Source organism: Pseudomonadota bacterium (assembly GCA_039815145.1).
In the GTDB taxonomy this organism is placed as follows: domain Bacteria; phylum Pseudomonadota; class Gammaproteobacteria; order Steroidobacterales; family JBCBZW01; genus JBCBZW01.
In genome coordinates this window covers 1-26,305 of sequence record JBCBZW010000019.1, presented here as the reverse complement: position 1 = coordinate 26,305, position 26,305 = coordinate 1, and the positions used below count along the sequence as shown (strand labels likewise).

Sequence of the window (26,305 nt, the reverse complement as noted above, 5' to 3'; positions counted from 1 at the left end):
GAGCGGAGAGCGACGGATGAAAGTGATGCTGGTCACCGCCCGCGGGGCGCGAACCCGACGGTTCGACCTACGCGAGCCGGCGCAAGCGCTACGCTTTACGGGCCTGATCGGTCCGTTCATGCTCGGACTCCTAGCGGTTTCCTTCGCCTTCGGCATGCTGGCTCAGGCCCGCTGGTTCAACAGCACCCAGCATCAGCTCCACCTGTCCCTTTCGGAAGCGCACGAGCAGCTCGATGACCTGCGCGAGCTGCGCGCTGGCGAGCACGAGGCGTTTTCCCGCCATCTGGGCGAACTGCAAGCGAGGATGCTGCGCCTGGACGCCCTCGGCAGCCGCCTCGTGCAGCAGGCCGCGCTGGACCCGGCGGAGTTCGACTTCGCCCACAATCCCTCCCAGGGCGGTCCGGCCATCGAGTGGCTCGAGCCGCCGGAAGAGTCCACGGGCCTGCAAGATCAACTCACCGGCGCCCTTCGCGACGCCGGCGAGCAAGAACTCCAGCTCTCCGCCCTGTCGGATTTACTGCAGTCGCGCGCCGTGGTGGAAGCGGCAACGCCCGAAGGCATGCCCGTGGCGCGGGGGTGGATTTCCTCGTTCTTCGGTCGCCGCAACGACCCCTTCACCGGTCGCCGCGCGCATCACCGCGGCATCGATTTCGCTGGCCGGGAGGGATCGCCGATCGTGGCCGTGGCGTCGGGCGTCGTGGTCTACTCCGGACCCCGCTACGGTTACGGCAATCTGGTGGAGATCAATCACGGGGCGGGCCTGGTCACCCGCTACGGGCACAACCAGAAGAACCTGGTCGCCGTGGGCGCCACGGTCGAGCGCGGTGAGCAAATCGCCCTGATGGGGCAGACGGGCCGCGCGACGGGCCCTCACCTGCACTTCGAGGTGCACCGTGACGGTCGCGCGGTCGACCCCTTGGCATTCATCAACGCCAAGAAAGACCCGACCACCTCGACCCCCGGTCAGTAGGCGATCGATCTCAGCGCCGCTTCGCGCCGAGGGCTGCCGCACTCACCCGTTGGAAGCGGGCCTCCAAGCCCTCGCGATGCTCCACGCTGACCGCACCCAGCGAATGCCAACGACGCAACATGCCCTCGATCTGGGCGCTGGACGGTTTCTCCGTGCCACTCATCGACGCCTGCAGACGGTCGATCTGGAACGCCATGCGCTGCGCCTTCAGGTGCGCGGGCGAGTCGACGCCGGTGGCGATCTCCAGCTCGAGGCACAGTTGCTCGCGCTCGCGTAGATTCTCGGCGACCGAGTCCCTCAGGTTCTGCGTCGCTGCCGCGTCCCCGCCGGCGCTGGCCAAGGCGCGTTCGTAGCGCGCGGCCACCGCTTCCAGGCCCTTGTCGGTGATGCGCTCCAAGGCGTCCCAACGGCCGCTCACCGTTTCCGCTAGCTGGGCGAGATCCGCAGCGTCGTCGAGTACGGCCTGCTCGAGCTCCCCAGCCAGCGCAGCGCGATCGGCCAGGGCGCTGAGCCCCTGCAGCTGGCGTGCATCGCGACGTTGGCGTCGGGCGGTATCGAAGCTGTCGCAGGCCTTGCGATAGCGGGACTTCAGCGCCCCTTCCTTCGCCCGTGGCACCTCACCCGCATCGGCGTAGGCGCTGCGCGCCTCGCTGTAGGCCCGCACGAGCTCGTCCTCCCGCGCACGATCTTCGGCTCGGAACCCGAGGGCACCGAGTTCCGCGGCAACCTTATCGATTCGTTCACAGGCCTCCTGCGCACACTTGAGCGAACCGTCACGCGCGCCCTGCGCCACCTCGCGCTGCTCGCGCAGGCGCTCGAAGATGCGATCGCACGCCGCACGAAAATCGGTCCACAGCGCTTGTTCCACCTTGCGCGGTCCGCGTACGCGCGGCGTCCACTCCGCCTGAGCACGCTTGGCCTGATCGGCCGCGCCGCGCAGATCATCGCGCTCGGCCAATTCCGCCAGATCTCTCACCACCTGACGACGTCGCTCGAGATCCTCCTCGCGCACGGGAATGAGGCGCCCATCGAAAATGGCTCGCACCTTATCGTGACGCTCCATCAGGGGCTTGTTGTCGCGTCGGTTGACAGGGCCGACGGCACGCCAGTCGCGGCGGAACTGTCCCATCGACTTGTCGAGGCCGCGCCAGTCCACCTCGCCCTCCCAGTCCGTCTCGGCCGCCAACGCTTCGAGGTGCTCCACGAGCGCGACCTTGCGCGCGAGGTTCTCGTTGCGTTGGTCCGCCTCGGCGGCGAAGTGCTTGCGGCAGGGTTCGTAGGCCTTGGTGCAGGCGGTGTTGAAACGCTCCCATAGCGCCTTCGCCGCACCGCCTTCGGCCTTGTCCAGCTTCTTCCAACTCTCGCGGTAGCCGCGGATCGTACGCGCCAGCGCCGCGGGGTCCTGACCCTCGCTGCTCAGCAGCTGTTCGACCTCGTCGCACAACCGTTCGCGGGCCCGGTCGGTGCTCCAGCGGCGCCACGAGCGCAGTTCGTTCAGCTTCGGGCCGGTGGCGCCGAGTCGCTCGCGCGCCGTGCGAATCGCGGCGTTGCCTCGCGCCTTGCCGAGCTGCTCACCGATGACCCGCGCCGCATCGAAGGCAGCCGTGGCGGGCTTGAGGTCGCCCGCCGCAATGTGAGCATCGGCCTCGTCCAGGCGCTTGTTGAGTTGCTCCAGGCGCTTCGCGAGCTCGGCCGGGTCCAGTGCGGGCTTAGCACCTTCCCCCTTATCGTCACCCTTGCTATCGTTCTCGCTAGGTTCGGTTGCTTCGCCTGCCGCTTTCGCGCCAACAGCTCCTTCGGTACTCGCCCCCAGGGCCTGGAAGCGCGCGAGCAGTGATTTGAGCATCGAGTCGTCGCTGGGCTTGGCGAGGCTCTCCCAAGCGCTGTTGAGGGACTCATCAGCGACGGTCCCCTCTTGCCCCTCGCGTTCCTCGAGCCATGCCTCGAGCGCCGTCACCCGGCGCTGATCTTCCGCACGGCGCGAGCGCATCGCCTCGAGGCGCCCGGCTACCTCCTCGAAGGCGTCGAGGCCGTAGTCTGGGCCAGCAGCATCGGTCAGGGCGGACCACTCCGCGCGCAACCCTGCGAGATCCGCGCCACCGCTATCGGCAGCAAGCTCGCGCTCGATCAGGGCGAGGATCTCGTCCCCTCGCCGGCGCGCCTCGGAGCGACCCGTCAGCCGGGCCTGGATGCGCTCGCGGGCCACCGCGTAGCGCGACCTGGCCTCGGCAAAGTCATCGGCATCACCGCCGGCCCACTGCTCCCACTCCTGATCCAGCTTGACGTAGGCCGCCGTGTCGATCGCGTCCAGCGCCGACTCGGCGAGACGGTCGATCTCCGAGCACAGGCGGTCCGCCTCCTCGGCACGCTCCCGAGCGATGCGTGCCCCATCGGCGCGTTCCCGTGCCAGGCGCGCCACGCCCTTGTCCCGATTGCGGGCCGAGCGAGCGATCTCCTCCAGGAGGGACTCCTCCTCGACGCGCTCCAGGGCGGCGCTACGAAGCTGACCTGCGGGATCGCTCGCCGCCACCTTAGCCAGTAGCGCCTGGTTGCTCACGAGCCCCAAGGCCGCGCTTCGAAGCGCGCTGTCGCTCGCCTGCGTCAGTACCCCTTCCACGACGCTCTGATCCCCCGCGAAGCGGGACAGGCAGGCTTCGCGTTCGGCGCGAACCTCGTCGGAGGCGGCCGGCGTAGCGATTACCTCCACGAGCCGCTGCCTGGCACACTCGCGCGCCTCGGCGTCGGCGTCCGACTGCGCGGCCTGACTCAATGCCTCCAGTGCCTCCAGCTTGCGAAGGGCAGCCTTACGCACGGTCCCGTCCTCATCACCGAGGGCAAGCTCCTGCAAGCGGGGATCGGCGGCGCCGATCTCATCGATGGCCTGCAGGCGCAGCTCCGGGTCGGGGCTTTGAAGTTTGGAGCCGAAGATCTGGCGAAACATGTGTGTCAGTCCGTCCTTGGGTGGGGGTCAGGAGACGTGTTCTTTTGACGGCGGCGGAGTATAGCAATCTGCTTCGACAAGGAGATGACAGGGGTAGTAAGGCGTCCCAGGAGATCCGCGACATTTGACAGGAACCACTGGACGCCACTCCCGACGACGGTATTCTGCGGCGGCAGCAGACGGCACCTGGGGCAGACGCCACCCCCTCGCCTGGAGTAACGTAGGCCCCAAATGAGCGATATTGACAGCGATAGCAACGAGGACCGGCGCGACGAGGTTACCCAGCTGCTCGGCGCCTGGCGCGCGGGGGAGCCAGCGGCACTGGATCGCCTCGCTCCTATCGTCTACGACGAGCTGCGCCGCCTGGCTCGCCACTACATGTCACGGGAACGTCCCGGGCACACCATGCAGGCTACGGAAGTGGTCAACCAAGCGTTCGTGCGCATGATGAAGGTGGATGTCTCCTGGCAGGACCGGGCCCACTTCTTCGCCGTCGCGGCGCGCATGATGCGCCGTATCCTCGTCGATCACGCCAAGGCCAAGCACCGGGTCAAGCGCGGCGGTAACGAGACCACCCTGCACATCGACACCTCGATGCAAATCGCCGTGGCCGAAAACGTCGAACTGCTCGCCCTCGACGAAGCGCTCACCCACCTGCAACAACTCGATCCGCGCAAAGCCGACGTGGTCGAACTGCATTTCTTCGGCGGCCTCACCTACGATGAGATCGCCGAAGCGCTCTCCATCTCGCCGGCCACCGTGCATCGAGAACTCCGCATGGGCCGGGCCTTGTTGCACGCCACGCTGACCGCCGCCGACGACGACTGATCACTCACCGCGGCCACTGTTCGACGGCCCCATCCGGGCCCGCCAGATAGTGCACGATGCGGTGGTTATTCGTGTCGACCAGCAAGACCCTGTCGGCATCCTCCGCGTAGATCCCCATCGGCTCACACAGGGGCGCCAGGCGTTCCGCCCACGGGGGCGTGTCGATCCTGCCGCCGCCGCCCTCGCCCACCGCAACCTGCATGATTCGATCGTTGTAGCAATCGGCAATCAGCAGCCGCCCGTCCACCCATGCGATACCTAACGGATACTGAAGGTCGCTGGCCTCTGGCCTCGCGCCTGCGGCCTCATCGTGTTCGCACCCCGCAAGGGTCCGCACACTGCCTGTCTCATCCAGGGTGAGGGAGCGGACGAGGCCGCTGTCACTATCGGTGAAGAACAGGCGATCCCCAGACTCCTCCAACGCTAGATGCGCTGGCTGGGAAAGGCGCGAGCGACCGGCTGGGCCATCCTGGCGTCCTGCTTCACCGGTGCCGGCAAGGCGCCGAACGCTGTCGTCCACGCGACTGTAGACACCCAGCTGATGGCTGCCGGCATTGGTGAAGTAGACCGATCCGCCGTCGAGCTCCAGATCCCAGGGTGAGGAGAGCGCACAGCTGAGCGCGTTGCGCGGCTCGCGTGGCAGGCCGTAGCCACGCCGTCCCGTACCGGCCACGGTGGTGACCCGATGTTCTGTCACGTCGATGCGCCGGATCGCATGATTGCCGGTGTCCGCAACGTAGATGGCGTCGGCGCTACAGACCAGGCCGTGCGGACTGTAGAAGCAGGCTTGCGCAGCGCTGCCGTCGCGATGGCCTGGTACGCCAGCACCGAAGCGCGCCTGCTCCACGCCCGCGTCATCCAGCAGCACGATCTGATGATGTCCGCAATCAGCGACCGCCCAACGCTGGCGTGTCCCCGGGAGCGGTTTGATCACCGTCGGAAAGCGCAGGGCGCCGTGGAACATCGGCGGCGCCACGGGGGGTACTGGCACTGCCGGGGCGACACCTGGCGCCAGAATCCGCACCGGACCCGTCTCGGCCACCGCGGTGGCGCGCAGTTCCTCCAGAACGCTGCGCAGGCGCCGTACGTCGGGTTCACCCACGTGGCGCGAGAACGTGCCGTCTGCGCGGAGCGAGACCAGGGTGGGAAGCGTGTCTACCGCGTAATCGCGGCGCAGTTCGCCGCTGCGATCGTGGAGCACCGGCATGCGCAGGGATAGCCTGGCGATAGCGCGTCGCACGTTCTGCGTGTCTCGCTCACGATCGAAGCGTGGCGAACATACGCCAGCGACGAGCAACTCGCTCCCGTACGCGGGCAGCAACTCGTTGAGCAACCTCAGAGTCTGCAAGCACGGGACGGAACTACTGGAGAAGAAGCAAAGCAGAGCGTCCCGGCCCGCGACCGCTGGCCGCTCGTCACCCTCGAGGTTGATCCAGTTCAGAACTCCTGGATCTGGATGCTTGCGCACAGGGTCTGGAAAGTAAGCTGTCACGGACCTGCGACGCCTCGTGCGAAGTAGGGAAGCAGGTGCTGGCCGAGACCGGCACCGTCGATCGTTGGGGTCACGGCTTCATCATATCGAATATTTTGGGGAAAGTTTCCCAATCTGGAGGTTCGGGTGGCGATCCTAAGTTTCCGAGCGGCGAGTCTCGCGCACACGGCGTGGTGTTGCGCGACTTGGTTAGCGTGTATGACGGCGGCCTACGCCGGCGATCTCTACCGCTATCAGGACGAGCAGGGGAACTGGCACTTCTCCGACAAGCCACCGGCGACCGGGGAGGCGACGCGCCAGACCCTGGGCCGCGAAACCCTGTCGCCATCGGTGGAGCTGCAGCGCGTGGATGCACAGTCCGTGGCGCTCAAAAACGGCTTCTCGATACCGGTTCAGGTGCTCGTGGTCGCCAGTAGTGGCGAGCGTTTCGTCACGGTCGTTGGCGCGCTAGAGACTGAGACCGTGTCCATCGAGGGCGTTTCCGCGGACGCCACCCTCGAGCATGCCTACCAGCTCGGTGACCCTGAAGCGGAGCACCAACCTCCCCGCCCCTACCGCGTACCGTTTGCGGCGGCATCACGCCAGCGCGTGAGCCAGGGCTTTAACGGGGGCATCACGCACCTGGATCCGTCGAGCACTTATGCGGTGGACATCGCCATGCCGATCGGCACCGGGATCATGGCCGCCCGTGAGGGGGTGGTGGTGGAGATCGCGTACGCCAACTTCGCCGGCCTTGCAGACGCACCGACACGACCACCGCCTGCCAACCTCGTGCGCATCGGACACGACGATGGTACCTACGCCATCTACGTGCATCTGGATCGCGCTTCGGTGCGCGTGAGACCGGGTCAGCGAGTGCGCCGGGGGGAGTTGATCGCAGCGTCGGGGAATACCGGCTTCAGCACCGGCCCCCACCTGCATTTCGCGATCCTTCGCAACGCCGGTGGGGAGGCCGTGTCGGTGCCCTTCGTGTTCGAGGGAACTGCGGGTAAGCCAGTCGTCCCAGAACAGGGCGCGTGGCTGACAGCCTACCCGTAACACCTCATCGGCTACATGCTCTTGAGCATCGCCTTCAAGGACAGCTTGCGCGGGAGGCGCTTCACGCCATCCACCACCTTGGCCTGGGAGTTACGTGCCTCGGACTGCCACTTCTCGAAGGCTTCCCAACGCGGGCCGTTGCCGGACGCACGCCGCGTGCACGACCAGGGGTCGCTCTCACCGCCGCGATTGAGCTTGCTGAAACCATCTTCCGTGAGCAAAAAATTCACGCGCGTACGTTCCTTAACGCGACGTTCGGTTGGGTTTGCCGGCGCACTGGGCATGCCTTTGGACTGGTTCATCGGAGGTCTCCGCGTCGGTTCTGGTAGGGGGTCCGCCTGCGCGTGACCCGACGTCTGCCTTACCGTAATCAGCTGGCGCCGCGGGTACGCAGACGCAGTTAACATTTTCATCCGCGCTTCGACATAGGCACGATCGCTGCCTCTACAGCAGTGACAGTTGCCCGGCGCTCGCCCCACCAAGAACCGCCTCTTCTCCGGGCCAAGCGGGCAAGGCGCCAACATCACGACAGTGCTCATCGCACACGGCCACCAGGGCCTGATGAAACAGGCGGGCGAACGTCGGGCTGTGCGCGTTGTTCGGGCAGTGCATGAACATCATCGGGCGCCGGCCTGCGTTAAGCCAATCGCGAATTATTCGCGCCCAGTGCATGAGCCAGGGCGCTGTGACGGCTGCGTCGGGATGGGCGATCAAGCGCACGATGGGCGTCGACGTCAGGGCCAGGGGGCGCACCGGGAGGTTCGGCTTGGCATGCTCGGCAGCTAACACATCTGGATGGTTCGCATCACCGCTGCGCATGGGGCGCGAGTCCAGAACGATGCGTTCGACGCCGAGCGCTTGCAGTTGCTCGTCCACCTCGTCGGCGAGGATTTCGTCGTCGAAGAAACGACGTTGCCGCAACTCGACCGCGTACGAGAAGTCCTCGGGTAGCCCCTGAAGAAAGTCGAACAGCACCTTGAGCGAGGCAGGCCCGAAGGACGCTGGCAGCTGGATCATCAAGGGCCCCATCTGGCCGCGTAGAGGCCGCAAGCGATCGATGAAGGCGCGAGCCGGGGCCTCACATCCGCGCAGGCGAGCGTCGTGGGTCACCACCCGCGGGAACTTGAAGCAGAAACGGAAGTGCTCGGGCACCTGGTCCATCCAGCGGGCCACCGTGTTCGCAGCCGGTGTCGCGTAGAAGGTGGTGTTGCCTTCGACCGCGTTGAAAACGCTGGCGTACTGGCGCAGGTAGTCGCCGGACGTACTACCAGCGCGGTACAGTCCGCCTTCCCAATCGGCCAGGGCCCACAGGGGGCAGCCGAGCCCGTACGCGAGGGGCGTGCTCATCGGCCGTCGCCGCGGCCGTGGCGGGGTGCTGAGGATCCTTCTCCTTCGCGCGTGGTCGAAGGCATGGTGCGAACAAGTTGTCGGCGGCGCTCGCGCGCCCCCGCCTGAGGAAGACCGATCATGGCGAGAGCATACCTGCCGCTCGCTTCACGCAAAAACCCACCGTCGCGCGAACGTGGCTCGCTCAGCAGTCACCTGCTGATCCTCGTGCTTGGGGCGGCCATCGGCGTCGCAGGAGTGTGGCTGGCGATAAGCGCCGGCCTGTGGGTCCCCGAGTTGGCACCGCCCCAACGCGTGAGCGCAACGGACCCGGCCGCGGGCCTGCAGCGCAAAGCGCCCAACGCCGCTCGGGGCCGACTGCCCGCCGTGCTGGAACTCAACGTGAGCTACGCTGAGCGGGCACCGGTGCGCCTGTCCGCGATCACGATCGCCCTTCGCGATGGCCGCATTGGCATCGTCACCGCCCTACCCGCCCTGATCGATGCCACCCAAGTCCTGATACCTGTCGGTCGAGGGCGTGCCCTGCGCGTGCAAGAGGTCTTGGCCGTGGCCCCGGAGGCCCAGTTGGTCATGCTCGGGATCGACGACGCATCGGAATCGTCCTTGGTCGGCCTGAGCCCGTCTGAGGGCACCGATGCAGGGCTGTACCTGGGGCGTACGCTCGCCCTGCTGGGGTTAGGCGACGTTCGCGAAACTGCCTACGTGGACTCCTCGGCCCAGCGCAGCGAACTCGGCGGCTACTGGTACGCACTGAGCGCAGCGGCCTCGGCGGTGACCACCCCGGCGGCGATCGTGGATGAGCGAGGCGACCTGATCGGTATCGCTGTGCGCTCACCGACTGGGATCGACACGCCCAACGTCCGCGCTGGCCTCGATCTGCAAGCGCTGACGCCCCTGCTCGGCCCCGATCCGGCACTGGCTCGCAGCCTCGACGCGTTCGTTGGCAGCTTCTTCGACAGTAGCGACATCGGCCGCCTCCTCAGCGTGGAGCTCGCCGCCCAGGGAGGCGCCTGGCAGAGCGTCATCGCCGCCGGCTCGGAACTGATGTACCTATCGTATCCGATCGCCGATCGCGTACGCCCCCTCCTCGAGCAGGCCTTTCAGGTGACCATCGCCGACGCGCTGGCAAGCAGCGACGGTGTGCGACGCGCGGAGCGTATTCTCGCCGAGGCGTCGGACCTGTTGGGATGGAGTGCGTCGCGACGGGTGCTCGCGGCCCGCGTCGCCCGGGCCCAAGGGGATGTCGCTGGCGCCCTCGCCCAGCTCAACGCCGCGCAGCAGGAGGCCCAGTCAGATCCGCAGACCCAGGCGAGCCTGCGCGATGCCGCACGCCGGCTCCTGAGCGATCTTCTGGCGAGCCAGCAGCTCGAACCCCAAGACGGCATCGCCCTGCTCCAGGCACAGCTCCAGTGGGATCCGGACCACGCGCCGTACCATGCAGACCTCGGGCGCCTCCTGTTCGAGCAGGCGCGATACCGCGATGCCCTACCGCCCTTGTACCGCGCTCGGGCCTTGGACGGCGCCCGCTACGGCGCCGAGTTCGCCTCCCTCATCAGCCTGGCGGAAGAGCGCCTCTACGCCCCGGACATCACCGTGGTGCCCATCTTCAGCCAGGGCGCGACGCTGTTCGTCAACGGCACCATCCCCGGGACGGCCGGCACCTTCCGATTCATCCTGGACACCGGGGCCAGCATCACCGCCATCTCACCCCGGGTGGCCGCTCAGCTCCCGGGTCTTACGAGCCGCGGTACCGTGCGTCTGACCACCGCGAACGGCCAGGTCGACGCCCCCTTGGTGACCCTGCCGACCCTGGACGTGGCCGGCGCCCGTGTGGCGCAGCTGGACGTGGTCGTGCTCGACTCCCTGGCTAGCTACGATGGGCTCCTCGGCCTGTCATTCCTCGATCACTTCAACATGGAACTGGATCGCAACCGCAACGAGATGACCCTGCGCTTGCGCTAAGGCACGTTCGATGACGCAGAAGACCTTCGCCCATACCCTCACCCGGCAGGTGCTGCCGACCGTTCTCGCGTTGCTGATCGGCGTCGTGATCGGCGGTCGCTTCGCCGGTGGCGACGACGCCACGCTCACCGATTTCCCCAGCGGCACCTTCGACGACACCACAAACCGCGCACCTTGGGAGCGTGGCAGTCGATCTACGGCTGCCCCCGCCGATGAGAGCCTGAATGCGCTCAGCCAACGCCTGACCGCAGAGACCCGCGCGCGCGAAGCCCTAATGGAGCAGATCGCATCCTTGCAGGACCAGGTGGAGGCGCTCGAGCAGCGTCTCGCTGGCAACAGCAGCCCTGAGCTGGATCCGGACGCCCTGGCCGAAGCGGCCCTGTCGCAGACCCTGGCGGAACTCGAAACGGTGGCGGCGGCCAGCCCGGACGAACGCGAGCTGCGACGTTTCATCGACGCAGGCTTCGCACCGGACCGAGCGGCAGACCTGAAGGCGCGCCAGGATGAGCTGTCCTTGCAGCGCCTGTTCCTGCGCGATCAGGCACGGCGCGAAGGCTGGATGGGCTCCGAGCGCTATCGCACGGAGCTGGCTCAGATCAACGAGGGGGTGGAGCAGCTGCGTTCGGAGCTCGGCGACGACGACTACGACCGCTTCCTCTACGCCACGGGCCGACCGAACCGCGTACTGGTGCGCACGACCCTGACCGGCGGGCCTGCGCAGGAAGCAGGACTGCAGCCCGGGGATGCCATCCTGAGCTACGACGGCTCGCGCGTGTTCGACACGCGCTCCCTGGTCACCATGACCCAAGGGGGCTCCTTCGGCACCCCCACCTCCATCGAGGTGGAGCGCGACGGTGAGCGCCTGGTGCTCTACATCCCGCGCGGCCCCCTGGGCCTCAACATGCGCTCCTCGACCCAGCGCCCTGAGGAAGGCAGCTAACCAACTCGCCAGGTGCTGCTGGTGCGCACTGAGCGGCTCAGCCGGAGCTGCTGACCAGCGACTTGACGGTGTTGATGTAGCTCTCCATGGCGTCGTTCCGATCCAGTCCGCTGACCTTGGCCCACGCGTCGTACTTGGCCCGACCGACCATATCGAGCATGCCGGGGCGCTTGCCGCTGATATCCCCCGACGAGGCCTGCTTGTACAGGGCGTACAGCTTCAGCATCTCATCATCACTCGGGCGCTTGGTCAGCGCTTTGACGTCTTGTTGCGCCTGCGCGAAGGCCTGTTCCAGATCACTCACGGCAATTCCCCCTAGCGTGTTGTTGGTATCGGCAGGGCCAGAGCTTACCGAGTCACCTGGTCGATGGTCACGGTGATCGCGCCGCCATCGCTCACGGCCACCTCCTGACTGCCCCACAGATCCCCGGGCGCGGCGATCGGGTTGCCACTCGCCGACACCCTCGCCACCACCTCGACTTGGCTCACCGATGAGATCCCTCGTCCGGGAATCATCGCGTTTGCGTCGCTCAGTTCGACGTCGAGGGGAAGCTCCGAACTGCGCCGCCGCACCACGGCGAGGGGCGGTCCGCCGCCGCCAGGGGTGCGGGCGATGATGAACAACACCTGGTCTTGCGCGGCGAGTTCGGTGCGCAGACTGTCAGCCAGTTCGACCCGCACCTGCAGGCGAGTGCTGTGCGCCGCGTCATCCGCCGCCGTGCCCTCCGCGGCGGGATCGGGCGGTGTGGCGCCAGCAGCTGCCATGGATTCGCGGATCTGCGCGGGCGGGGGCGCATTCTGGGCCGCGAGTTGGGTGGCCATGGCGATGCGCTGCTCGAGCACCTCGCGCATCTGATCCTGATCGGCCAGCTGCGGCGCGGCGAGGAGCCTCTCCCAGCGCCCCTGGGCCGTGGCGTACTCGCCCTGCTCAAAGGTGCGCAGGCCACCCCACCACAGGGCGCGAGGGTTATCCGGCAACGTCGTCAGTGCGCGCTCCAACAGGTCACCTGCCTCGCCGAGGAGCGAGCGCTGATCGTTCAGGATCATCGCCTCAGCGTACTCGGCGGCCACCTCGGCGGTGAGCTGGCTATCCTCGCCCTGGGCACTCTGGCGGTAGGCCTCGCGGAAGGCCTGCTCGGCGCCATCGAAGCGCCCTAGGTTGAAGTAGGAGCGGCCCAACAGGCGCCACTCCTCGAGGCTGCCGCCATCGCTGCGCAGACGCTGCGCCAGCGCCTCCACGATGTCCGGTTCGCCGCCGCCCGCTGCGGCATCCTCCGCGGCCGCCCGCACCGTCTGCGCCGTGCCCAGGGTCCCCCAATCGAAGTTGCTGAGCCTGGGGTAGGAGAGCAGCACGATCAGCGGCACCAAAAGCAACAGCACGCCGGCGGTAATGGCACGCGTGCGGCCCTCGGTGCCAACGGATCGGAGCACGGGCAGGATGACCAGACAAACGGCGACGCCCGTCATCAGCACGACGAGCCCGAGAAAAACTGGGTTGATGCTCACGTGTCCCTGTCAGCCTCGTGGTCGCCACCCACCACGGGTGGCTCGTCATCCGGCTCCAAGGCCATCAGGTCATCGCCCACGGCGACCCGTCGCCGGACCGTCCCCGCCACCACTGCCGCCCCAGCACCGAGTAGCAGGAAGGGGGCCAACCACAGCAGGGCCGTGCTCGCGTTGAAGGGCGGGCGATAGAGCACGAACTGGCCGTAGCGATCGACCATGTACTCGAGTATCTCCTCGTCGCTGCGCCCCGCGAGCAGCATCTCGCGCACCTTCAGGCGAAGGTCCTTGGCGATTCCAGCGTTCGAGTCGCCGATGGTCTGGTTCTGGCACTTCACGCAGCGCAACTCTTCCGTTAGGCGATCGTAGCGCGTCTGAAGTTCAGGATCCTCGAAGAGCGTGTGATCGTCGATCGCCCAGCTAACCGAGCCCATGAGGCTCAGCAGCCCCAGCACCGCACCCACGCGCATCCACACCTGCCGCCTGGCCATCATCGCCGGCCCGTTGCAGCTTGCGCCGTGGTGGCCTCACCGGCCTCGCGCATGGCAGGCAGCAACACCTCTTGCCAAAGGGCATCGGTGATCGGGCCGATGTGCTTGTAGCGCACGACCCCCCCGGCGTCGATCACGAAGGTCTCCGGCGCGCCGTAGACGCCCCAGTCGATCGCCGCCTGCCCGGCGCGGTCGGCGCCGGTGAGTACGTAGGGATCGCCCAACTGCGCCAGCCAACGCTTGGCCAAGGCATCGTCGTCTTTCCAGTTGATGCTGTAGATCGGTACCCCGGCCTCGGCCATTCGCATCAACACGGGGTGTTCGGTCTGACAGCCAGGACACCAGGTACCCCACACGTTCACGAGGGCCACGCGACCCGTTAGGTCCGCTTGACTGAAGGTGACCGTCTCATCGTAGAGCGACGGCAACGTGAACGCGGGTGCCGGCTTGCCGATAAAGGGCGACGGCAGCTCCCCGGGGTCCCGTTGCAGGCCTGCCCACAGGAACCCTGCGAGCACGACCAGGGCCACCACGGGCACGTAGAAGCGCACCATCAGCCCGACGCCCCTTGGCTCGCACCCACCGCCGGCGCCGCATCCGGCACCGAGCTGCTTGGAGCGCGGGCGGTCGCACGCGCGCGGTAGCGCCGGTCCGAAGCCGCGACGACACCGCCGATGGCCATCAGCAGCGCGCCCAGCCAGATCATGCGAATCAGCGGTTTGAACTGCAGACGCACACTCCAGGCCGATGCACCGAGATCTTCACCGAGGGCAGCGAACAAGTCCCGCGCCAGGGTGCCGTCGATGTCGGCTTCTGTCATCGGGCTCTTCTGCACCCGGTACACGCGCTTCTCGGGGTAGAGGGTGGTAAGCACCTCATCGCCGCGCAGCACGGTCACCGTGCCCACCACGGCCTGGTAGTTGGGGCCCTCGGCGGGCACCACTCCGTCGAAGCGGAAGCCGAGCTCGCCGATCTCCTGCACCTCACCCACCTGCATGGCCGTGTCCAGCTCCACGCTGTAGGTCTTGGTGACGGCAACGCCAAGGGTGAACACTCCTACGCCGATGTGCGCGAGCGTCATCCCCAGCACGGTGGCGGGCACGCCCCGCCCGCGACGCAGGCGCGTCAGCGGCTCGAGAAGCGCCGAGAAGACGATCCACAGCCCCATGATGATGGCGAACGCCGTCGATGGGCCGAGGCGCCCGAACACCAGCAATGGCAGGGCGATACCGAGCACAACGGCAAGTCCGAGGGGCCAGCGCAGGGTACGCAGCAGATCCTCCGGCCGGGCCTTCTTCCAGGCCGCGTGCATACCGACGGCCAGAATCGTGATCAACGGCGTCATGGCGATGGCGAATCCGTACTCGAAGTACGGCACCCCGACCGAGATCTTCTCCGGCCCGAAGGCCTCGTAGAAGAGCGGGAACAGCGTGCCGAGCAAGATCACCGCGGTGGCCACCACCAGCAGCAGGTTGTTGGCGAGGATAAAGGTCTCGCGCGAGGACGCCGCAAAGCGCGCATCGGAGTCGAGCTGGGGCGCACGCCACGCGTAGAGCACGAGCGCCCCACCCACCACGATCAGCAAGAAGGCGAGGATGAACGTGCCCCGGGTCGGGTCCGACGCGAACGAATGCACCGACACCAACACACCCGAGCGCACCAGAAACGTGCCGAGCAAGCTCAGGGAAAAGGCGCTGATGGCGAGCAGCAAGGTCCAGCTCTTGAACAGCCCTCGCTTCTCACTCACGGCGAGCGAATGGATGAGCGCCGTCCCGGCCAACCACGGCATGAAGGACGCGTTCTCCACCGGATCCCAGAACCACCAGCCGCCCCAACCGAGTTCGTAGTAGGCCCACCAGCTGCCGAGGGCGATGCCGACGGTCAGGAACGACCAGGCGATGGTCGTCCAGGGTCGGGTCCAGCGGGACCAGGCGCTATCCAACCGGCCTTCGAGCATCGCCGCGATGGCGAAGGCGAAGGCGACCGCAAAGCCCACGTAGCCCGTGTATAGCATCGGAGGGTGTATCGCGAGGGCTGGGTCCTGCAGCACGGGGTTCAGGTCCCGCCCCTCGAGCACGCCGGGCGGCAGGCGCACGAAGGGATTGGACGTCTCCAGGGTGAACAGGGCGAAGCCAACACTGATCAGCCCGAGCACACCTAACACGCGCGCTGCGTAGGCCGCGGGGAGCCGGTTGCTGAAGATGGCGACGGCCACGGTCCAGATGCTGAGCACCAGGATCCAGAACAGCAAGGACCCCTCGTGCGCCCCCCACACGGCCGCGATACGGTACGGCACCGGCAACGCCGTGTTGCTGTTTGAGGCGACGTAGTGAACGGTGAAGTCGTTCTGCACGAAGGACCAGGTGAGCGCTGCGAAGGCTAGCGCGACAAAGGCGAACTGCCCGTAGGCCGCTGGGCGCACGGCCGCGATCCACTCGGCGCGACCGCTCTGACCACCCGCAAGCCCCATCAATGCCTGGATCAGCGCCAGGGCGAGGGCCAGCACCAGGGCGAAGTGGCCGAGCTCTGGGATCATTCGCCGCGTGCCTCGCGTGCCACCTTCATGCTCTCGGCAACCTCTGGCGGCATGTAGCTCTCGTCGTGCTTGGCGAGCACCTCGTCCGCGACGAAAGCACCACCCGCCCCGACCGTGCCGTGGACGATGATGCCCTGCCCCTCCCGGAACAGGTCCGGCAAGATCCCCTCGTAGGTCACCCGCACTTCCTCGGCCGTGTCCGTGAGCACGAAGGCGACCTCCAGGGAGCCCTCCTCGCGTTCTACGCTGCCCTCGGTGACCATGCCCCCGAGACGCACGCGGCGATCGGCCGGCGCCTCGCCGTTGACGATCTGGGTGGGGCTGTAGAAGTAGAGCAAGTTCTTTCTGGCAGCGACCAACCCGAGTGCGGTGGCCGACACGGCCCCGACCAAGACCAGCGCCACGGCCAGCATTCGCTGTCGTCTAGGCGTCATCCTCTGTCCCTCTCTACCTGCGCCCGCCGACGCAAGGTGATCAACATCTGCCGATGGCCCCGATGGGCCGCCCATATGTTCAGCGCTATCACGAGGGCCGAAATGCCTACGGCGCTCCAGACGTAGCTCGCGTAGCCGCCCATCGCAAAGAACTCGGCCATGTCATCCAGCTCCCGGTGCGCCGCTCGGACTCGGCGTAGGGTTGGAGGCACTCGGGCCGGCGGGGTTCCGCGTCGCCTGCTGTCCCGGGTCGTTGTCTTCGCCCAGCACCAGGGCCTTGACCCAGGCCTTCTGGCGTTCGCGACGCAGCACCTCCGTACGCACGCGCACACACACCAGTGAGGCGAAGAGCAAGGTGTAGCCGAGCGCCATCATGATCAAAGGCGTGGCCATGCTCGCGGCGATCCGCGGCCCCTCGCTGGTGATCACCGTGGGCGGTTGGTGCAAGGTGCGCCACCACTCCACGGAGTAGTGGATGATCGGGACGTTCACCACGCCGACGATGGCGAGCACCGCGCTCGCCCGATCCGCCTGGCCCACATCGTCGAAGGCCTCACGCAAGGCCAGGTATCCGAGGAAGAGGAACAGCAGCAGCAGCTCCGAGGTGAGCCGCGCATCCCACACCCAGAACGCACCCCACATGGGCTTGCCCCAGATGGCGCCGGTGACCAGCGCCAGGAACGTGAAGGAGGCGCCGAGCACGGCGCAGGCGCTGGCTACGGCATGGGCCAGCTTCATGCGCCAGATGAGTCCGATCGCGGCCAAAACGGCCATGTAGGTGTACGCGAACAGCGACATCCACGCCGCAGGCACATGCACGTAGAGGATGCGAAAGCCCTCGCCCATCTCCTCGTCGGGCGGTGCCAGCACCAAGCCACCGTACAGGCCGGCCGCGATCAGCAGCGCCGCGCCCCAGCCGAACCACGGCGCCCAGGCGCCAGCGATCCGGTAGAAGTGTGGCGGCGAGCCCAGCTTGTGAAACCACTTCCACATAAATCCAACTCTCCAGCGGCGCCTTGCCCGCACGAAACCCGTCAATTGTATGCTTCGCCTGGAGCCCATACCAAACGACGTCGTCGGCGAATGTGGACCGCGTTCGACCCGCGAATACTCAGTCCAGATGTATGCGTAGGGCGGCGCCGATCGCGAACGGCGTGACGCAGGCCAGAAATGCCAGGAGCGCGGCGAGCCACAGGAGCACGCCCTCTGGGGAAAGGCCGATCATGGCCTGTTCGATGGCACGCGTGCCCAGCAACATGGTGGGCACCAGCAGGGGCACGATCAGAATCGCGATCAGCACGCCTCCGCGGTGCAAACCGACCGTGAGCGCCGCGCCGACCCCACCGAGCAGGCTCAAAATCGCCGTGCCGAGGAGCAGGGCCAGCATCAACACGGGCACAGCGGAGGCTGGCACGAAGAACGCCCCTGCCCCGAGGGGACTCACCAACACCAGGGGCAGCCCCGTAAGCAGCCAGTGCGCCAACACCTTGGCCAGGGCCAGCCACCAGAGCGGCTGCGGTTGCAGGGCCATTTGTTCCAGGCTGCCGTCGTCGAAATCGCCCTGAAACAGGGTCTCCTGCGACAGCAGCATGGCGAGCAGCGCTGCCACCCACATCACCCCGGGCGCGATGCGCTGCAGTAGCTCGGCACCGGGGTCGAGGCCCAAGGGGAACAGCACCAACACCACGGCGAAGAACACCAGCGGGTTGACCAGTTGCCCCGGGCGTCGCAACGCCAAGCGCAGCTCGCGCTGAAGGACCGCCACGAACGCGCTCATGGGCGCCTCGCCTGGCTCATCCGAGGGCCAACTCGCGCACGGCAACGCCCGGCACGGTGAGCGCGTGGTGGGAGGTGATGATGGCCAGACCGCCCGCCTCGAGGTGCTGCGCCACCCGCTGGTGCCCCCACTCGCGACCGGCCACGTCCAGGTTAGAGAACGGTTCGTCGAGGATCCATAGGGCTCCCCGTGCGAGGAGTGAACGGCAGATGGCCACGCGTCGGCGCTGCCCTGCCGACAGGAGACGCAGGGGGAGCCCCCCGACCGCCGTCAGCCCGACCGCCGCCAGCGCCTCGCCGATCTCCGTGCGCGTGGCCCCCTCGGGTCGCAGCGCACTCGCGAAGGTGAGGTTATCGATCGCGCTGAGTTCGCCCTTGAGACCATCGCGGTGGCCGAGATAGGACAATGCTGAATAGAAGTCGTAGGTATCTTTGAAAACGTCCTGACCGCCCCAGCGCACCGTACCGGTCTCGGGGCGAGTCAACCCCGCCAGCACCCGCAGCAGGCTGGACTTACCGATGCCGTTCGGACCGGTGACGTGAAGTACCTCGCCGGCCTGAACCTGAAAGCTGAGGCGGGCGAAGAGCAGGCGTTCGCCCCGCCAGAGCTCGAGCGCCTCGGCGACTAACCCGTCGTCGGCGAGCTGTTCCTTAGCGAGCGCTGTCAGTTGCTGGTCTCCAGCACGGCGGGAATATTCAACTTGCGGCTACGCCAGAACTTGGTGCCCGTCACTTCGGCCACGAGCAGGAGGCCCGCGTCGGTCAGCTGGAAGACGGCCACGCCGTTAATGAAGCTGGTCTCCGCTGCCGCCGCATGGCGACCGGCCACGGCTGCGGCACCCCCTCCAGCGCCCCAGCCCCCGTTGACGAAGTCGGACATCGTCTCGTAATCACCGAAGAGAAACACCAGGCGCAGCACCTGGCCGCCGATGCCCAGGTTCAGCCCACCGGTCCCCATGTGCATATACGTTCGCTGAGCGGTGCCTCGATCGACAGCCACCCCGGTGCCTCCGCCGCCGGTGACCAGCAGGGAGACCTTCGTGGCGTCGAACACGGCGTAGCCCACGGACCGATCGAACAAAGCCTTTGCCTTCGGGCTTTCGCGGAACAGACGATTCAAGGTCTCCTCGGCCAGTGCATCGACCTTGGCGCGCTTCTCGGAAGCGGTGGCGAAGAAGCCGGCCTGCGCCGACTCCCCTCCAGCGAGCAGCAGCCCAGCCCCGAGCAGCGTGAGCACCAACAGTTGGCTCATGCGCTGGCGAAGCGAATGCGGTGCGCTCATTGTGGATCTCCTTCCTTGATCTGCGTATCCCCCTAGGATAACGCATGCGTTACACCGGCCGCTCGCCGCCCAACGGGAGCCGAGCCCACCGACAGCTCCGGTACACTACGCGCGCACATGGACAAGAGCACCGAGCAAACCTCCGCGGATCTCGCACACCTGCGACAGGGCCTCGCCTGGCACGCCAGCGGCCACCGCGTCGCTATCGCGAGCGTCGTCTCCACCTGGGGATCCGCCCCATGCCCGGCGGGTAGCCAGCTGTTGGTCCGCGACGACATGCACTTCGAAGGGTCGGTGTCCGGCGGCTGCGTCGAGAGCGCAGTGATCGCCGAGGCCGTCGCCATGCTCGGCGGGGGCGACGAACCCGCCGCGCCCCGACTCCTCACCTACGGGGTGAGCGACGAGGCGGCAATCGAGGTCGGCCTCGCGTGTGGAGGCACGGTCGAGATCTGGCTGCAAGGCCTCGCCGAGGGCTCGACGCACGCACTGGCGCCAGCCCTGCTCCAGGACGCCCTGGACTGCCTGGAGCGACGCATCCCGGCCGTGTTGAGCTGCGACCTCCACACCGGCATCTGCGAACTGCACAAGCCTTCACCCGGCCGCCCCGGGCAGGATCACTCACTCGGGGCGCGCGCGTCGGCTTGCGCCCTGGCCGACCGAAGTGGCCGTGACGGCGAGCATTTCATGAAAGTTTTCAATCCGCGCCTGCGCCTGGTGATCGTGGGTGCCGTACACGTAGCGCAGCACTTGGCGGCGATCGCCCAGCGATGCAATTACGAGGTGATCGTGGTCGACCCGCGAGAGGCGTTTCTGCGCGATCGATTCCGTGGCGTCGCCACCTGCGGTGACTGGCCTGACGATGCGCTCAAAACGCTCGCCCTCGACGCTCGTAGCGCCGTGGTGACCCTGACCCACGATCCGAAGCTGGACGACCCCGCCCTCCAGGCAGCGCTACGGTCCGACGCCTTCTACATTGGCGCCCTCGGCAGTCGACGCACGCAGGCTAAGCGCCAGGCACGCCTCGTCGAAGGCGGCCATGAACCTAAGCAGATCGCTCGCATCCACGGCCCCGTCGGCTTGGATATCGGCGCGCGTAACCCCGCCGAAATCGCCCTCGCCATTCTGGCGCAGATCACCGCGACGCTACGCGGGCGCACCACGCCACCGAGCACTCCCTGACACTCTACCGAAGAGGGTACTTAATCCGATGAACAGTCGCCTCACAGCCATACTCGCACTCAGCCTTGCTATCGCTTTGCTCGGCGCGTGCACCCAGGAGACGCAGAACAACCTCGGCCGCGCGGTACAGAACTGGACCGGCACCGACGGGGTGCTGGAGATCTACGCGGGGGACAAGCTGGTACGCCGCTTCATGGGCATCGACAAGCTGACGACAGCGCGTGGCACCAGCGGTTCCCAGGCGAGACCTTATCGCTTCGGCTACGGTTTCTTCGACGCCAACCTGAACGGCACCATCGACGATGAGGAGCGGCGCAAGAAGGTGTATTTCGAGTTCAGCGACTACGCCACGTCCTATGTATTTTAAGAGGACCCAAACTGACGGGCGGGCGCTCGCGCCGAACGGCTCTCAGGGAGCGTGGATGTCGAGGAAGTTGTCCAGCTCGGCGGTGAACTCGATGCGCCGCTCGAAGTGGGGCATGGCCCCGGTGCTGAACGCACTGAAGTGCCAGTTGGACCGTTTGCGGGCCCACTCCGCGTGAGAGAAGTCCTTGAAGTCGCCACGGGTGCCGTGGGGCACCCAGATGGGCATGGTCAGCTCTTCGTACAGACGTCGCACGTCGCGACTGAACAGCCGTCCACTCAAGAACGCGAGCGGGGCGCGGCTGGCCCCTTCCTGGCGGGCGGTGAGATAGTCGTAGTTCACCATGTCCTCGTCCACCTGATCGCTGCCGTAGGTGCGCCGCAGGAAATAGCGGATGGTGCCTGGGCGGGTCAAGGCCCGGTAGAGCGACTCACGCCACAGGGGCGCCGAAAGCAAGGCGTGCATACCGGGGATCTCCCGGTTGGCCAGTGGCGGTCCGTTGGCCTGGGCTCCCAAGCGGTTGAAGCCGGTCGGGTTGATCATGACGAGCTTGCGAATGCGGTGCCCGTGTTCGGCGCCGACCCTGGCGACGAATTCACAGGAGAGCGACAGGGCGATGACGTCCACGGGGCGATCGGGCAGATCTTGGGCGATGACGTCCAGCATGTCCTCGATCGCGGTGGCGTACAGCGGTACGTCGTAGCGGCGATCGACGCGCGAGGAGAAACCAAAGCCGGGGAGATCCATCGCGTAGGTGCTGCGCTTACCTCGGAGATGCTCGAAGATGGGGCGCATCTCGAAGGCGGAGGCGGCCGCGTTGATACTATGGACCAGCAAGACGGGAGTTCCGGATCCCGCGTGGTAGTAGCTGAGCGCGCCAGACCGTCCGTCGACCGTGAGCCGACTGGCATCGATCGCCGGGGGCAACGACGCGCCGTTGGCGCCAGAGCCGCTGAAGTGTTGAACCGCCTCACCCGTCACCGGACCGCTGCCTCCTCGCGTCTCAGTGCTTACGAGACGTCACCACACAAATTAGCACGCAAGTGACCCACTCGTATCGCCGATATGTCGACCACGTCACAACTCACGCGTCACCGAGCGATGGCTTCATGAGTTCGACCGTGGGGGCGAGGTTCCGCAGTGCCTTGCGCTCGACGGCCCAGGTCCGCTCATGAGCCGCCTCCGCTCGGCGGTGCGATCGCTGCGCAGGCAGCTCGGCGAGGGTCGTGCGCTCCGTGACCTGGCGTCGTTGCTCAGCGGCGTGGTCGGCGCGAGGCTTATCCAGGTGCTGACCATCCCCGTGATCACGCGCCTGTTCGACCCCGCCGATTACGGACGCGTGAGCCTGCTGGTCGCCCTCGCCACCACCCTCAACCAAGCCAGTTCCTTCGGCTATGAGGGCGCTATCGCGCTGCCCCGGCAAGGCCATGGCGCCCGGCAGGTCTCACGCCTGTCCCTCATCCTTCTGCTGATGTTCTGCTCGGTCCTCGCCCTGGTGGCATGGCAATGGCCGACGCACTGGCTACCCGCAAGCCTCAGCCAGATGCCAGCGTGGTGGCTGTTGCTGGCCGCTATCGTCGGCCTCTTGGGCCTCAACAACGTGCTGCAAGCGTGGGCGGTGCGCCGTAAGTCCTTCGGCGTGATCGCGCGCAGCACACTGGCGCAGCAAGGCCTCACCAGCGCCGGCCGAGTGGGCTGGGGGCTCGGCCTAGGCCCCACGCTGCCTGGGCTGCTAGTCCCGTACGTGAGTGGGCTGATCGTGCGCGCCTGGTACCTGACTCGCCTCCCGAGCGCGTCCCCACCCGTGCAGCCGTCGGCCACCACGCCGAAGACCACCGCTCCGCCTGATGCGACAGAACCGGCCACGGTGGGCGCGGCCGCCCGACGCTACGCCGGCTTCGCCCTGTTCGGCCTGCCCAGCACCCTCATCCGCGCACTCACGCAGCAACTCCCCCTCCTGCTCATCGGGACGTTCTTTGCCCCGGCGATCGTGGGCCTGTACGCCGCCGCTCAGCGCCTGGTCCTGACGCCGGCACGTGCCATCGGGCAGGCAGGACGTCAGGTCGCGTTGCCGAGGACGGCGGGTCGTCGGCGGCGCGGAGAACCCTTGTTCGGCCCGCTTTGGCGAGCCACGGTGATCCTCGCGGCCGCCACCGCCCTGCCCTTCGTCATGCTTTACCTAATGGGCGAGCCCCTGTTGGTGCTCTTGCTCGGCGAGAAATGGGCGAATGCGGGGCCCTACGCGCCACCGCTCGCGCCGTGGGCGTTCAGCATGCTCCTGGTCGGCCCCACGAGCGCTGTGTTTCAGGCATTGGAAGAGCAGCGCTGGATGTTAGGCCTCTCGTGCGTGCGCCTTGGACTGTTCGCGCTCGCCGTGCTGTCGGCGCGCGCCAGGGCACCGCACGACGTACTCATGCTCGTGGGGAGCTTGGCAATCGCCGGCGTCCTCGCCAATATGCTCCAGCTTGCCTTCGCCCTGTGGCTGGCGTGGCGTCACGACCAAAACCTGCACCGCGCCTAGGATCCCCTGCCGAATGGACCTGCAACCTCGAATCATCGCCGGCTCTGCCCGCAGCGGCACCACGTGGGTGGTGGATGCGCTGAGCACGGCCAACCGCGCCGGCACGCTCTTCGAGCCCCTTAACCCCGACGCCATTCCACAAGCCATTCCCCTGGCCAACCAACGCTTCGCCGAGACCGACGACATCGCCCACGCGCGCACCTTCTTCGATGACCTGTTCAACGGTGCGTACCGCAACTTGTGGACCCTGGCGCGCACCTACCGCCAGGAGCTACGGCCGGGCGCGCAACACTCCCTGCCGAAGGTCGTGCGCAAGCTGAGCGCCGCCGTCAGCAACTATTGGCGCTACGGCCGACCGAGTCCTGAGGGCGGTTGGATCTACAAGCTGGTGCGGGCGAGCCTCATGCTGGGTTGGCTCGAACGCCACTACGATGCGCGGATCGCCTTCGTTATTCGCCACCCGGGTGCGGTGGTCGCCTCGCGAGTCCGCCGTGGGTGGCCCTGGCGCCCCACCCTCGAGCGCTACCTCGCCAACGAGCACGTGGCTACCCTTCTCGGGGCTCCCTTGCTCGACAGCACCGGGCGAATCGCCGACGAGATTCGCGGGCACACCGCAATATGGTGCATTCAACACGCGGTGGCCCTGCACGACTGGGAGTCGAGCCGATTCTCCGTACATTTCTACGAACACCTCATCGGCGCCAACGCCGAGGCGGAATGGTCGCGGTTGACGGCACAGCTGGATCTCCCCTCCCTGCCCTCCGCCAAGGTGCTCGCTGAACCCTCGCAGCAAGCCGATCAGGGGGCGAAGGGCGCCATGAATGCAGGCAGTCCCCGGTGGCGCTTCGCCCTGCGGCGGCAAGACCTCGTGTGCATCGGCGATGTGCTCGAGCGCTTCGGCAACGACCTCTACATACCCGGTCGTGATGGCCCCACCGACGCGGCGAGCCGCTACCTTGCACGGCGTTGAGCGCCTCTTCGTGGGTATTCTCGGGGCGCTGGCGTTGTTGGCCGCATGCGCGACGCCGGAGGACGCCCAGGACGTAGCCTCGCCCCCGCCGTCCGCTTCCCTGGCGAACCAGTTTCCCGTGGGGATCTACGCCGTCTGGCACGGGACGCGTCAGGATGTCTTCGCTTCGCCAGCGGTGGTCGGTGGTCAGGTATGGGCCTTGTGGGCCCAGGTGGAGCCGGCACCCGGCGAGTACGACTTCAGCTTGCTCGACGAGCGCCTCGAGGCGATCCGCAACGCGGGGCGCCAAGCCACTGTGCAGCTCAACGCGAACGACCACCCTGCATGGCTCTTCGATCGGGTGCCCTACCTGCCGCTCCAACTGCACACGGTGCGCTCGGAACGCGGCACTCCCATGTACTGGCACCCGACCTACCTGTCCGCCCAACTCGCCCTGATCGACGCGCTGGCGCGCTGGATTCGCACCCATCCCCATCGCGACACGATTGCCGCCGTGCGCCTTAGCTACAACGCCGTCGGCACGGAGGGCCTCACCATTCCCGAGGGTTATCGTGAGGCCAGCGCGTGGGAGCGCGGGCCAGGCGTCGCCCCCGGCACGGACTGGACGCCCGAGCGTGCGGTGAACTACGCGGAAGGTGTCATCGATCAATACATCGATAAGGTAGCGCCGGTCGCGTTCCTGCTCGTGCGCCGAGCCGTCTTTCAGGAGGATCAGAGCCGCCTGGGTAAGGGTGCCCAAGGGGCCCGCCTACGCACCCGGCTACAACCCTTGCTGGATGCAGGTCGTGCTGGGGTGTTCCATACCTCGAGCGATATCCAACCGCGCAATTCTGGTTTCAGCCGAGACGTGTACGAGACCATGCGCACCCAATGCCGCGAGGGCCGACGCATCTGCTACGCCGAGGCCATCACCCTCGCCGCCGATCGACGCACGGACTACCCCGCCACGGCCGCCCCCTCGGCTACCCAATGGTTTTATTGGCGAGTGCTGTCCGATCTGCACCTCGGCGTGAGCCGACTCGCGGTCAATCGCTTGGATCTCATTCGCTCGCAGGACCCAGGCGTCGCCCTCGGCCTCGCCTTCGCGCGGCGCCACTTGGGCGCCCACCTGAGTCCCAGTGCTAGCGGCGGCGCCTGGATCGCCTTTCGCCGCGGCGATTTCATCCCAGGTGACTACGGCGTGCTCGCCCTCGCCCGAGGCTGTGGCGAACGCGTCACCGGGGTCGGCCCCGCGGACCAGCCCTACGGCCTGTGGGCGACGCGATTGCGCTCGCGCGATACCTGCGAGGTGCACTTCAACGAGGACTTCCTGGCCGACGCGGGGACCGACGCCCTCCAACTCACCGTCCTCGCACGCGCTACGCAGGACGGCCCCGCCTCGCTGGGACTGAGCGGTCTCGGCCAACGCTCGGCACAACTGACCGTGCCCGGTGGCGGCGCTTGGCACGCCCTGCGGATCACGTTAATTCCAAACAATGCAGAGGCCGCTCTATGGCCCCTGCACGTGGAGACCCTGGATCACCCCGTCGATCTCCACCTGATCGAACTCACCCGAGCGCAATCACCGCCATGACGAGCAAGCGCACGCACCGCGACCCGCTGGAACGGCTACTGGCAGCCACCATCGGCACGGATCAGGTGGCACAGCGCGTGCTGCCTCCGCCGCTCCTCGCGGGCGAGCAGGTGAAAGCTACCCTCGCCCGCCCTGACCACGACTTCGGCGTACCACCG

General features: G+C 67.1%; 26 protein-coding genes. 10 read left to right on the top strand and 16 right to left on the bottom strand.

Annotation, left to right across the window (positions count from 1 at the left end):
* The first annotated feature begins 16 nt into the window (after positions 1-16).
* A complete protein-coding gene (locus AAF184_07575) occupies positions 17-970 on the top strand; it encodes a M23 family metallopeptidase (GenBank protein ID MEO0422179.1) in 954 nt (317 codons plus the stop codon).
* Between the two features lie 10 nt (positions 971-980).
* Here the strand turns inward: AAF184_07575 and AAF184_07570 are convergent, their stop codons facing one another.
* The gene (locus tag AAF184_07570; protein ID MEO0422178.1) at positions 981-3,911 is read right to left on the bottom strand and encodes a DUF349 domain-containing protein; all 2,931 of its coding nucleotides are present in this window, start codon (positions 3,909-3,911) and stop codon (positions 981-983) included.
* A 231-nt stretch (positions 3,912-4,142) separates the two neighbouring features.
* Between AAF184_07570 and AAF184_07565 the strand changes: the two genes are divergently transcribed.
* Positions 4,143-4,739 carry a sigma-70 family RNA polymerase sigma factor gene (locus AAF184_07565; GenBank protein MEO0422177.1) on the top strand — a complete coding sequence of 199 codons (597 nt, stop codon included), beginning with the start codon at positions 4,143-4,145 and terminating at the stop codon, positions 4,737-4,739.
* 4 nt (positions 4,740-4,743) lie between these two features.
* On the opposite strand, the gene AAF184_07560 is transcribed toward AAF184_07565, so the two are convergent.
* Positions 4,744-6,087 carry a hypothetical protein gene (locus AAF184_07560; GenBank protein ID MEO0422176.1) on the bottom strand — a complete coding sequence of 448 codons (1,344 nt, stop codon included), beginning with the start codon at positions 6,085-6,087 and terminating at the stop codon, positions 4,744-4,746.
* Positions 6,088-6,429: 342 nt separating this feature from the next.
* Here AAF184_07560 and AAF184_07555 point away from each other — a divergent pair, with 342 nt between their 5' ends.
* Positions 6,430-7,269 (top strand): M23 family metallopeptidase, encoded by an 840-nt coding sequence (locus AAF184_07555; protein ID MEO0422175.1) that lies wholly within the window; start codon positions 6,430-6,432, stop codon positions 7,267-7,269.
* Positions 7,270-7,280: 11 nt separating this feature from the next.
* Here the strand turns inward: AAF184_07555 and AAF184_07550 are convergent, their stop codons facing one another.
* Both AAF184_07550 and AAF184_07545 read right to left on the bottom strand, forming a co-directional pair.
* Complete coding sequence (locus AAF184_07550) at positions 7,281-7,571, bottom strand: hypothetical protein (GenBank protein ID MEO0422174.1); 291 nt, start codon at positions 7,569-7,571, stop codon at positions 7,281-7,283.
* A gap of 142 nt (positions 7,572-7,713) precedes the next feature.
* Positions 7,714-8,616, bottom strand: a complete 903-nt coding sequence (locus AAF184_07545) for a DUF72 domain-containing protein (protein ID MEO0422173.1) — start codon at positions 8,614-8,616, stop codon at positions 7,714-7,716.
* A gap of 120 nt (positions 8,617-8,736) precedes the next feature.
* Between AAF184_07545 and AAF184_07540 the strand changes: the two genes are divergently transcribed.
* On the top strand, positions 8,737-10,578 hold the full coding sequence (locus AAF184_07540; protein MEO0422172.1) for a retropepsin-like aspartic protease: 1,842 nt from the start codon (positions 8,737-8,739) through the stop codon (positions 10,576-10,578).
* A 10-nt stretch (positions 10,579-10,588) separates the two neighbouring features.
* The gene (locus tag AAF184_07535; protein ID MEO0422171.1) at positions 10,589-11,518 is read left to right on the top strand and encodes a PDZ domain-containing protein; all 930 of its coding nucleotides are present in this window, start codon (positions 10,589-10,591) and stop codon (positions 11,516-11,518) included.
* 37 nt (positions 11,519-11,555) lie between these two features.
* On the opposite strand, the gene AAF184_07530 is transcribed toward AAF184_07535, so the two are convergent.
* The 11 genes from AAF184_07530 to AAF184_07480 all read right to left on the bottom strand — a co-directional run bounded on the left by AAF184_07530 (position 11,556) and on the right by AAF184_07480 (position 19,540).
* Positions 11,556-11,822 (bottom strand): acyl-CoA-binding protein, encoded by a 267-nt coding sequence (locus tag AAF184_07530; protein MEO0422170.1) that lies wholly within the window; start codon positions 11,820-11,822, stop codon positions 11,556-11,558.
* A gap of 44 nt (positions 11,823-11,866) precedes the next feature.
* Positions 11,867-13,024 carry a hypothetical protein gene (locus AAF184_07525; protein ID MEO0422169.1) on the bottom strand — a complete coding sequence of 386 codons (1,158 nt, stop codon included), beginning with the start codon at positions 13,022-13,024 and terminating at the stop codon, positions 11,867-11,869.
* Positions 13,021-13,515, bottom strand: a complete 495-nt coding sequence (locus tag AAF184_07520; protein ID MEO0422168.1) for a cytochrome c-type biogenesis protein — start codon at positions 13,513-13,515, stop codon at positions 13,021-13,023. The genes AAF184_07525 and AAF184_07520 overlap by 4 nt, the downstream gene beginning before the upstream one ends.
* Positions 13,512-14,066: a DsbE family thiol:disulfide interchange protein gene (locus AAF184_07515; GenBank protein ID MEO0422167.1), complete on the bottom strand. Its 555-nt coding sequence runs from the start codon at positions 14,064-14,066 to the stop codon at positions 13,512-13,514. Before AAF184_07515 ends, AAF184_07520 begins: the two co-directional genes overlap by 4 nt.
* Positions 14,066-16,048 carry a heme lyase CcmF/NrfE family subunit gene (locus AAF184_07510; GenBank protein MEO0422166.1) on the bottom strand — a complete coding sequence of 661 codons (1,983 nt, stop codon included), beginning with the start codon at positions 16,046-16,048 and terminating at the stop codon, positions 14,066-14,068. The genes AAF184_07515 and AAF184_07510 overlap by 1 nt, the downstream gene beginning before the upstream one ends.
* Entirely contained in the window at positions 16,045-16,482 is a 438-nt protein-coding gene (gene ccmE, locus AAF184_07505; protein ID MEO0422165.1) for a cytochrome c maturation protein CcmE, read from the bottom strand. The genes AAF184_07510 and ccmE overlap by 4 nt, the downstream gene beginning before the upstream one ends.
* On the bottom strand, positions 16,479-16,643 hold the full coding sequence (ccmD, locus tag AAF184_07500; protein ID MEO0422164.1) for a heme exporter protein CcmD: 165 nt from the start codon (positions 16,641-16,643) through the stop codon (positions 16,479-16,481). The genes ccmE and ccmD overlap by 4 nt, the downstream gene beginning before the upstream one ends.
* A 1-nt stretch (position 16,644) precedes the next feature.
* Complete coding sequence (gene ccmC, locus AAF184_07495) at positions 16,645-17,475, bottom strand: heme ABC transporter permease CcmC (GenBank protein ID MEO0422163.1); 831 nt, start codon at positions 17,473-17,475, stop codon at positions 16,645-16,647.
* A gap of 118 nt (positions 17,476-17,593) precedes the next feature.
* Positions 17,594-18,259: a heme exporter protein CcmB gene (gene ccmB, locus AAF184_07490; GenBank protein ID MEO0422162.1), complete on the bottom strand. Its 666-nt coding sequence runs from the start codon at positions 18,257-18,259 to the stop codon at positions 17,594-17,596.
* A 16-nt stretch (positions 18,260-18,275) separates the two neighbouring features.
* Positions 18,276-18,848, bottom strand: coding sequence for a cytochrome c biogenesis heme-transporting ATPase CcmA (gene ccmA, locus AAF184_07485; protein ID MEO0422161.1), 573 nt, complete (start codon positions 18,846-18,848; stop codon positions 18,276-18,278).
* Between the two features lie 74 nt (positions 18,849-18,922).
* Positions 18,923-19,540, bottom strand: a complete 618-nt coding sequence (locus AAF184_07480) for a hypothetical protein (protein ID MEO0422160.1) — start codon at positions 19,538-19,540, stop codon at positions 18,923-18,925.
* A gap of 117 nt (positions 19,541-19,657) precedes the next feature.
* Here AAF184_07480 and AAF184_07475 point away from each other — a divergent pair, with 117 nt between their 5' ends.
* Together AAF184_07475 and AAF184_07470 are read left to right on the top strand one after the other, a co-directional pair.
* The gene (locus AAF184_07475) at positions 19,658-20,719 is read left to right on the top strand and encodes an XdhC family protein (protein MEO0422159.1); all 1,062 of its coding nucleotides are present in this window, start codon (positions 19,658-19,660) and stop codon (positions 20,717-20,719) included.
* A 28-nt stretch (positions 20,720-20,747) separates the two neighbouring features.
* Entirely contained in the window at positions 20,748-21,086 is a 339-nt protein-coding gene (locus tag AAF184_07470) for a hypothetical protein (protein MEO0422158.1), read from the top strand.
* Positions 21,087-21,128: 42 nt separating this feature from the next.
* Here the strand turns inward: AAF184_07470 and AAF184_07465 are convergent, their stop codons facing one another.
* Positions 21,129-22,064, bottom strand: coding sequence for an alpha/beta hydrolase (locus AAF184_07465; protein ID MEO0422157.1), 936 nt, complete (start codon positions 22,062-22,064; stop codon positions 21,129-21,131).
* Positions 22,065-22,254: 190 nt separating this feature from the next.
* Between AAF184_07465 and AAF184_07460 the strand changes: the two genes are divergently transcribed.
* From AAF184_07460 to AAF184_07450, 3 genes are read left to right on the top strand one after another with little or no spacing between them, the layout of a single operon-like run.
* Positions 22,255-23,604: a lipopolysaccharide biosynthesis protein gene (locus AAF184_07460; GenBank protein ID MEO0422156.1), complete on the top strand. Its 1,350-nt coding sequence runs from the start codon at positions 22,255-22,257 to the stop codon at positions 23,602-23,604.
* Positions 23,605-23,617: 13 nt separating this feature from the next.
* Positions 23,618-24,574 carry a hypothetical protein gene (locus AAF184_07455; protein MEO0422155.1) on the top strand — a complete coding sequence of 319 codons (957 nt, stop codon included), beginning with the start codon at positions 23,618-23,620 and terminating at the stop codon, positions 24,572-24,574.
* Positions 24,561-26,147: a beta-galactosidase gene (locus AAF184_07450; protein ID MEO0422154.1), complete on the top strand. Its 1,587-nt coding sequence runs from the start codon at positions 24,561-24,563 to the stop codon at positions 26,145-26,147. The genes AAF184_07455 and AAF184_07450 overlap by 14 nt, the downstream gene beginning before the upstream one ends.
* The last annotated feature ends 158 nt before the right edge of the window (positions 26,148-26,305 follow it).

Excerpts from the sequence above, each read along its gene's own strand:
- AAF184_07575 (MEO0422179.1), top strand. The coding sequence starts at position 17 with ATGAAAGTGATGCTGGTCACCGCCCGCGGGGCGCGAACCCGACGGTTC.
- AAF184_07570 (MEO0422178.1), bottom strand. The coding sequence starts at position 3,911 with ATGTTTCGCCAGATCTTCGGCTCCAAACTTCAAAGCCCCGACCCGGAG.
- AAF184_07565 (MEO0422177.1), top strand. The coding sequence starts at position 4,143 with ATGAGCGATATTGACAGCGATAGCAACGAGGACCGGCGCGACGAGGTT.
- AAF184_07555 (MEO0422175.1), top strand. The coding sequence starts at position 6,430 with ATGACGGCGGCCTACGCCGGCGATCTCTACCGCTATCAGGACGAGCAG.
- AAF184_07550 (MEO0422174.1), bottom strand. The coding sequence starts at position 7,571 with ATGAACCAGTCCAAAGGCATGCCCAGTGCGCCGGCAAACCCAACCGAA.
- AAF184_07545 (MEO0422173.1), bottom strand. The coding sequence starts at position 8,616 with ATGAGCACGCCCCTCGCGTACGGGCTCGGCTGCCCCCTGTGGGCCCTG.
- AAF184_07540 (MEO0422172.1), top strand. The coding sequence starts at position 8,737 with ATGGCGAGAGCATACCTGCCGCTCGCTTCACGCAAAAACCCACCGTCG.
- AAF184_07535 (MEO0422171.1), top strand. The coding sequence starts at position 10,589 with ATGACGCAGAAGACCTTCGCCCATACCCTCACCCGGCAGGTGCTGCCG.
- AAF184_07520 (MEO0422168.1), bottom strand. The coding sequence starts at position 13,515 with ATGATGGCCAGGCGGCAGGTGTGGATGCGCGTGGGTGCGGTGCTGGGG.
- AAF184_07515 (MEO0422167.1), bottom strand. The coding sequence starts at position 14,066 with ATGGTGCGCTTCTACGTGCCCGTGGTGGCCCTGGTCGTGCTCGCAGGG.
- AAF184_07510 (MEO0422166.1), bottom strand. The coding sequence starts at position 16,048 with ATGATCCCAGAGCTCGGCCACTTCGCCCTGGTGCTGGCCCTCGCCCTG.
- ccmE (MEO0422165.1), bottom strand. The coding sequence starts at position 16,482 with ATGACGCCTAGACGACAGCGAATGCTGGCCGTGGCGCTGGTCTTGGTC.
- ccmD (MEO0422164.1), bottom strand. The coding sequence starts at position 16,643 with ATGGCCGAGTTCTTTGCGATGGGCGGCTACGCGAGCTACGTCTGGAGC.
- ccmC (MEO0422163.1), bottom strand. The coding sequence starts at position 17,475 with ATGTGGAAGTGGTTTCACAAGCTGGGCTCGCCGCCACACTTCTACCGG.
- ccmB (MEO0422162.1), bottom strand. The coding sequence starts at position 18,259 with ATGAGCGCGTTCGTGGCGGTCCTTCAGCGCGAGCTGCGCTTGGCGTTG.
- AAF184_07480 (MEO0422160.1), bottom strand. The coding sequence starts at position 19,540 with ATGAGCGCACCGCATTCGCTTCGCCAGCGCATGAGCCAACTGTTGGTG.
- AAF184_07475 (MEO0422159.1), top strand. The coding sequence starts at position 19,658 with ATGGACAAGAGCACCGAGCAAACCTCCGCGGATCTCGCACACCTGCGA.
- AAF184_07470 (MEO0422158.1), top strand. The coding sequence starts at position 20,748 with ATGAACAGTCGCCTCACAGCCATACTCGCACTCAGCCTTGCTATCGCT.
- AAF184_07460 (MEO0422156.1), top strand. The coding sequence starts at position 22,255 with ATGAGCCGCCTCCGCTCGGCGGTGCGATCGCTGCGCAGGCAGCTCGGC.
- AAF184_07455 (MEO0422155.1), top strand. The coding sequence starts at position 23,618 with ATGGACCTGCAACCTCGAATCATCGCCGGCTCTGCCCGCAGCGGCACC.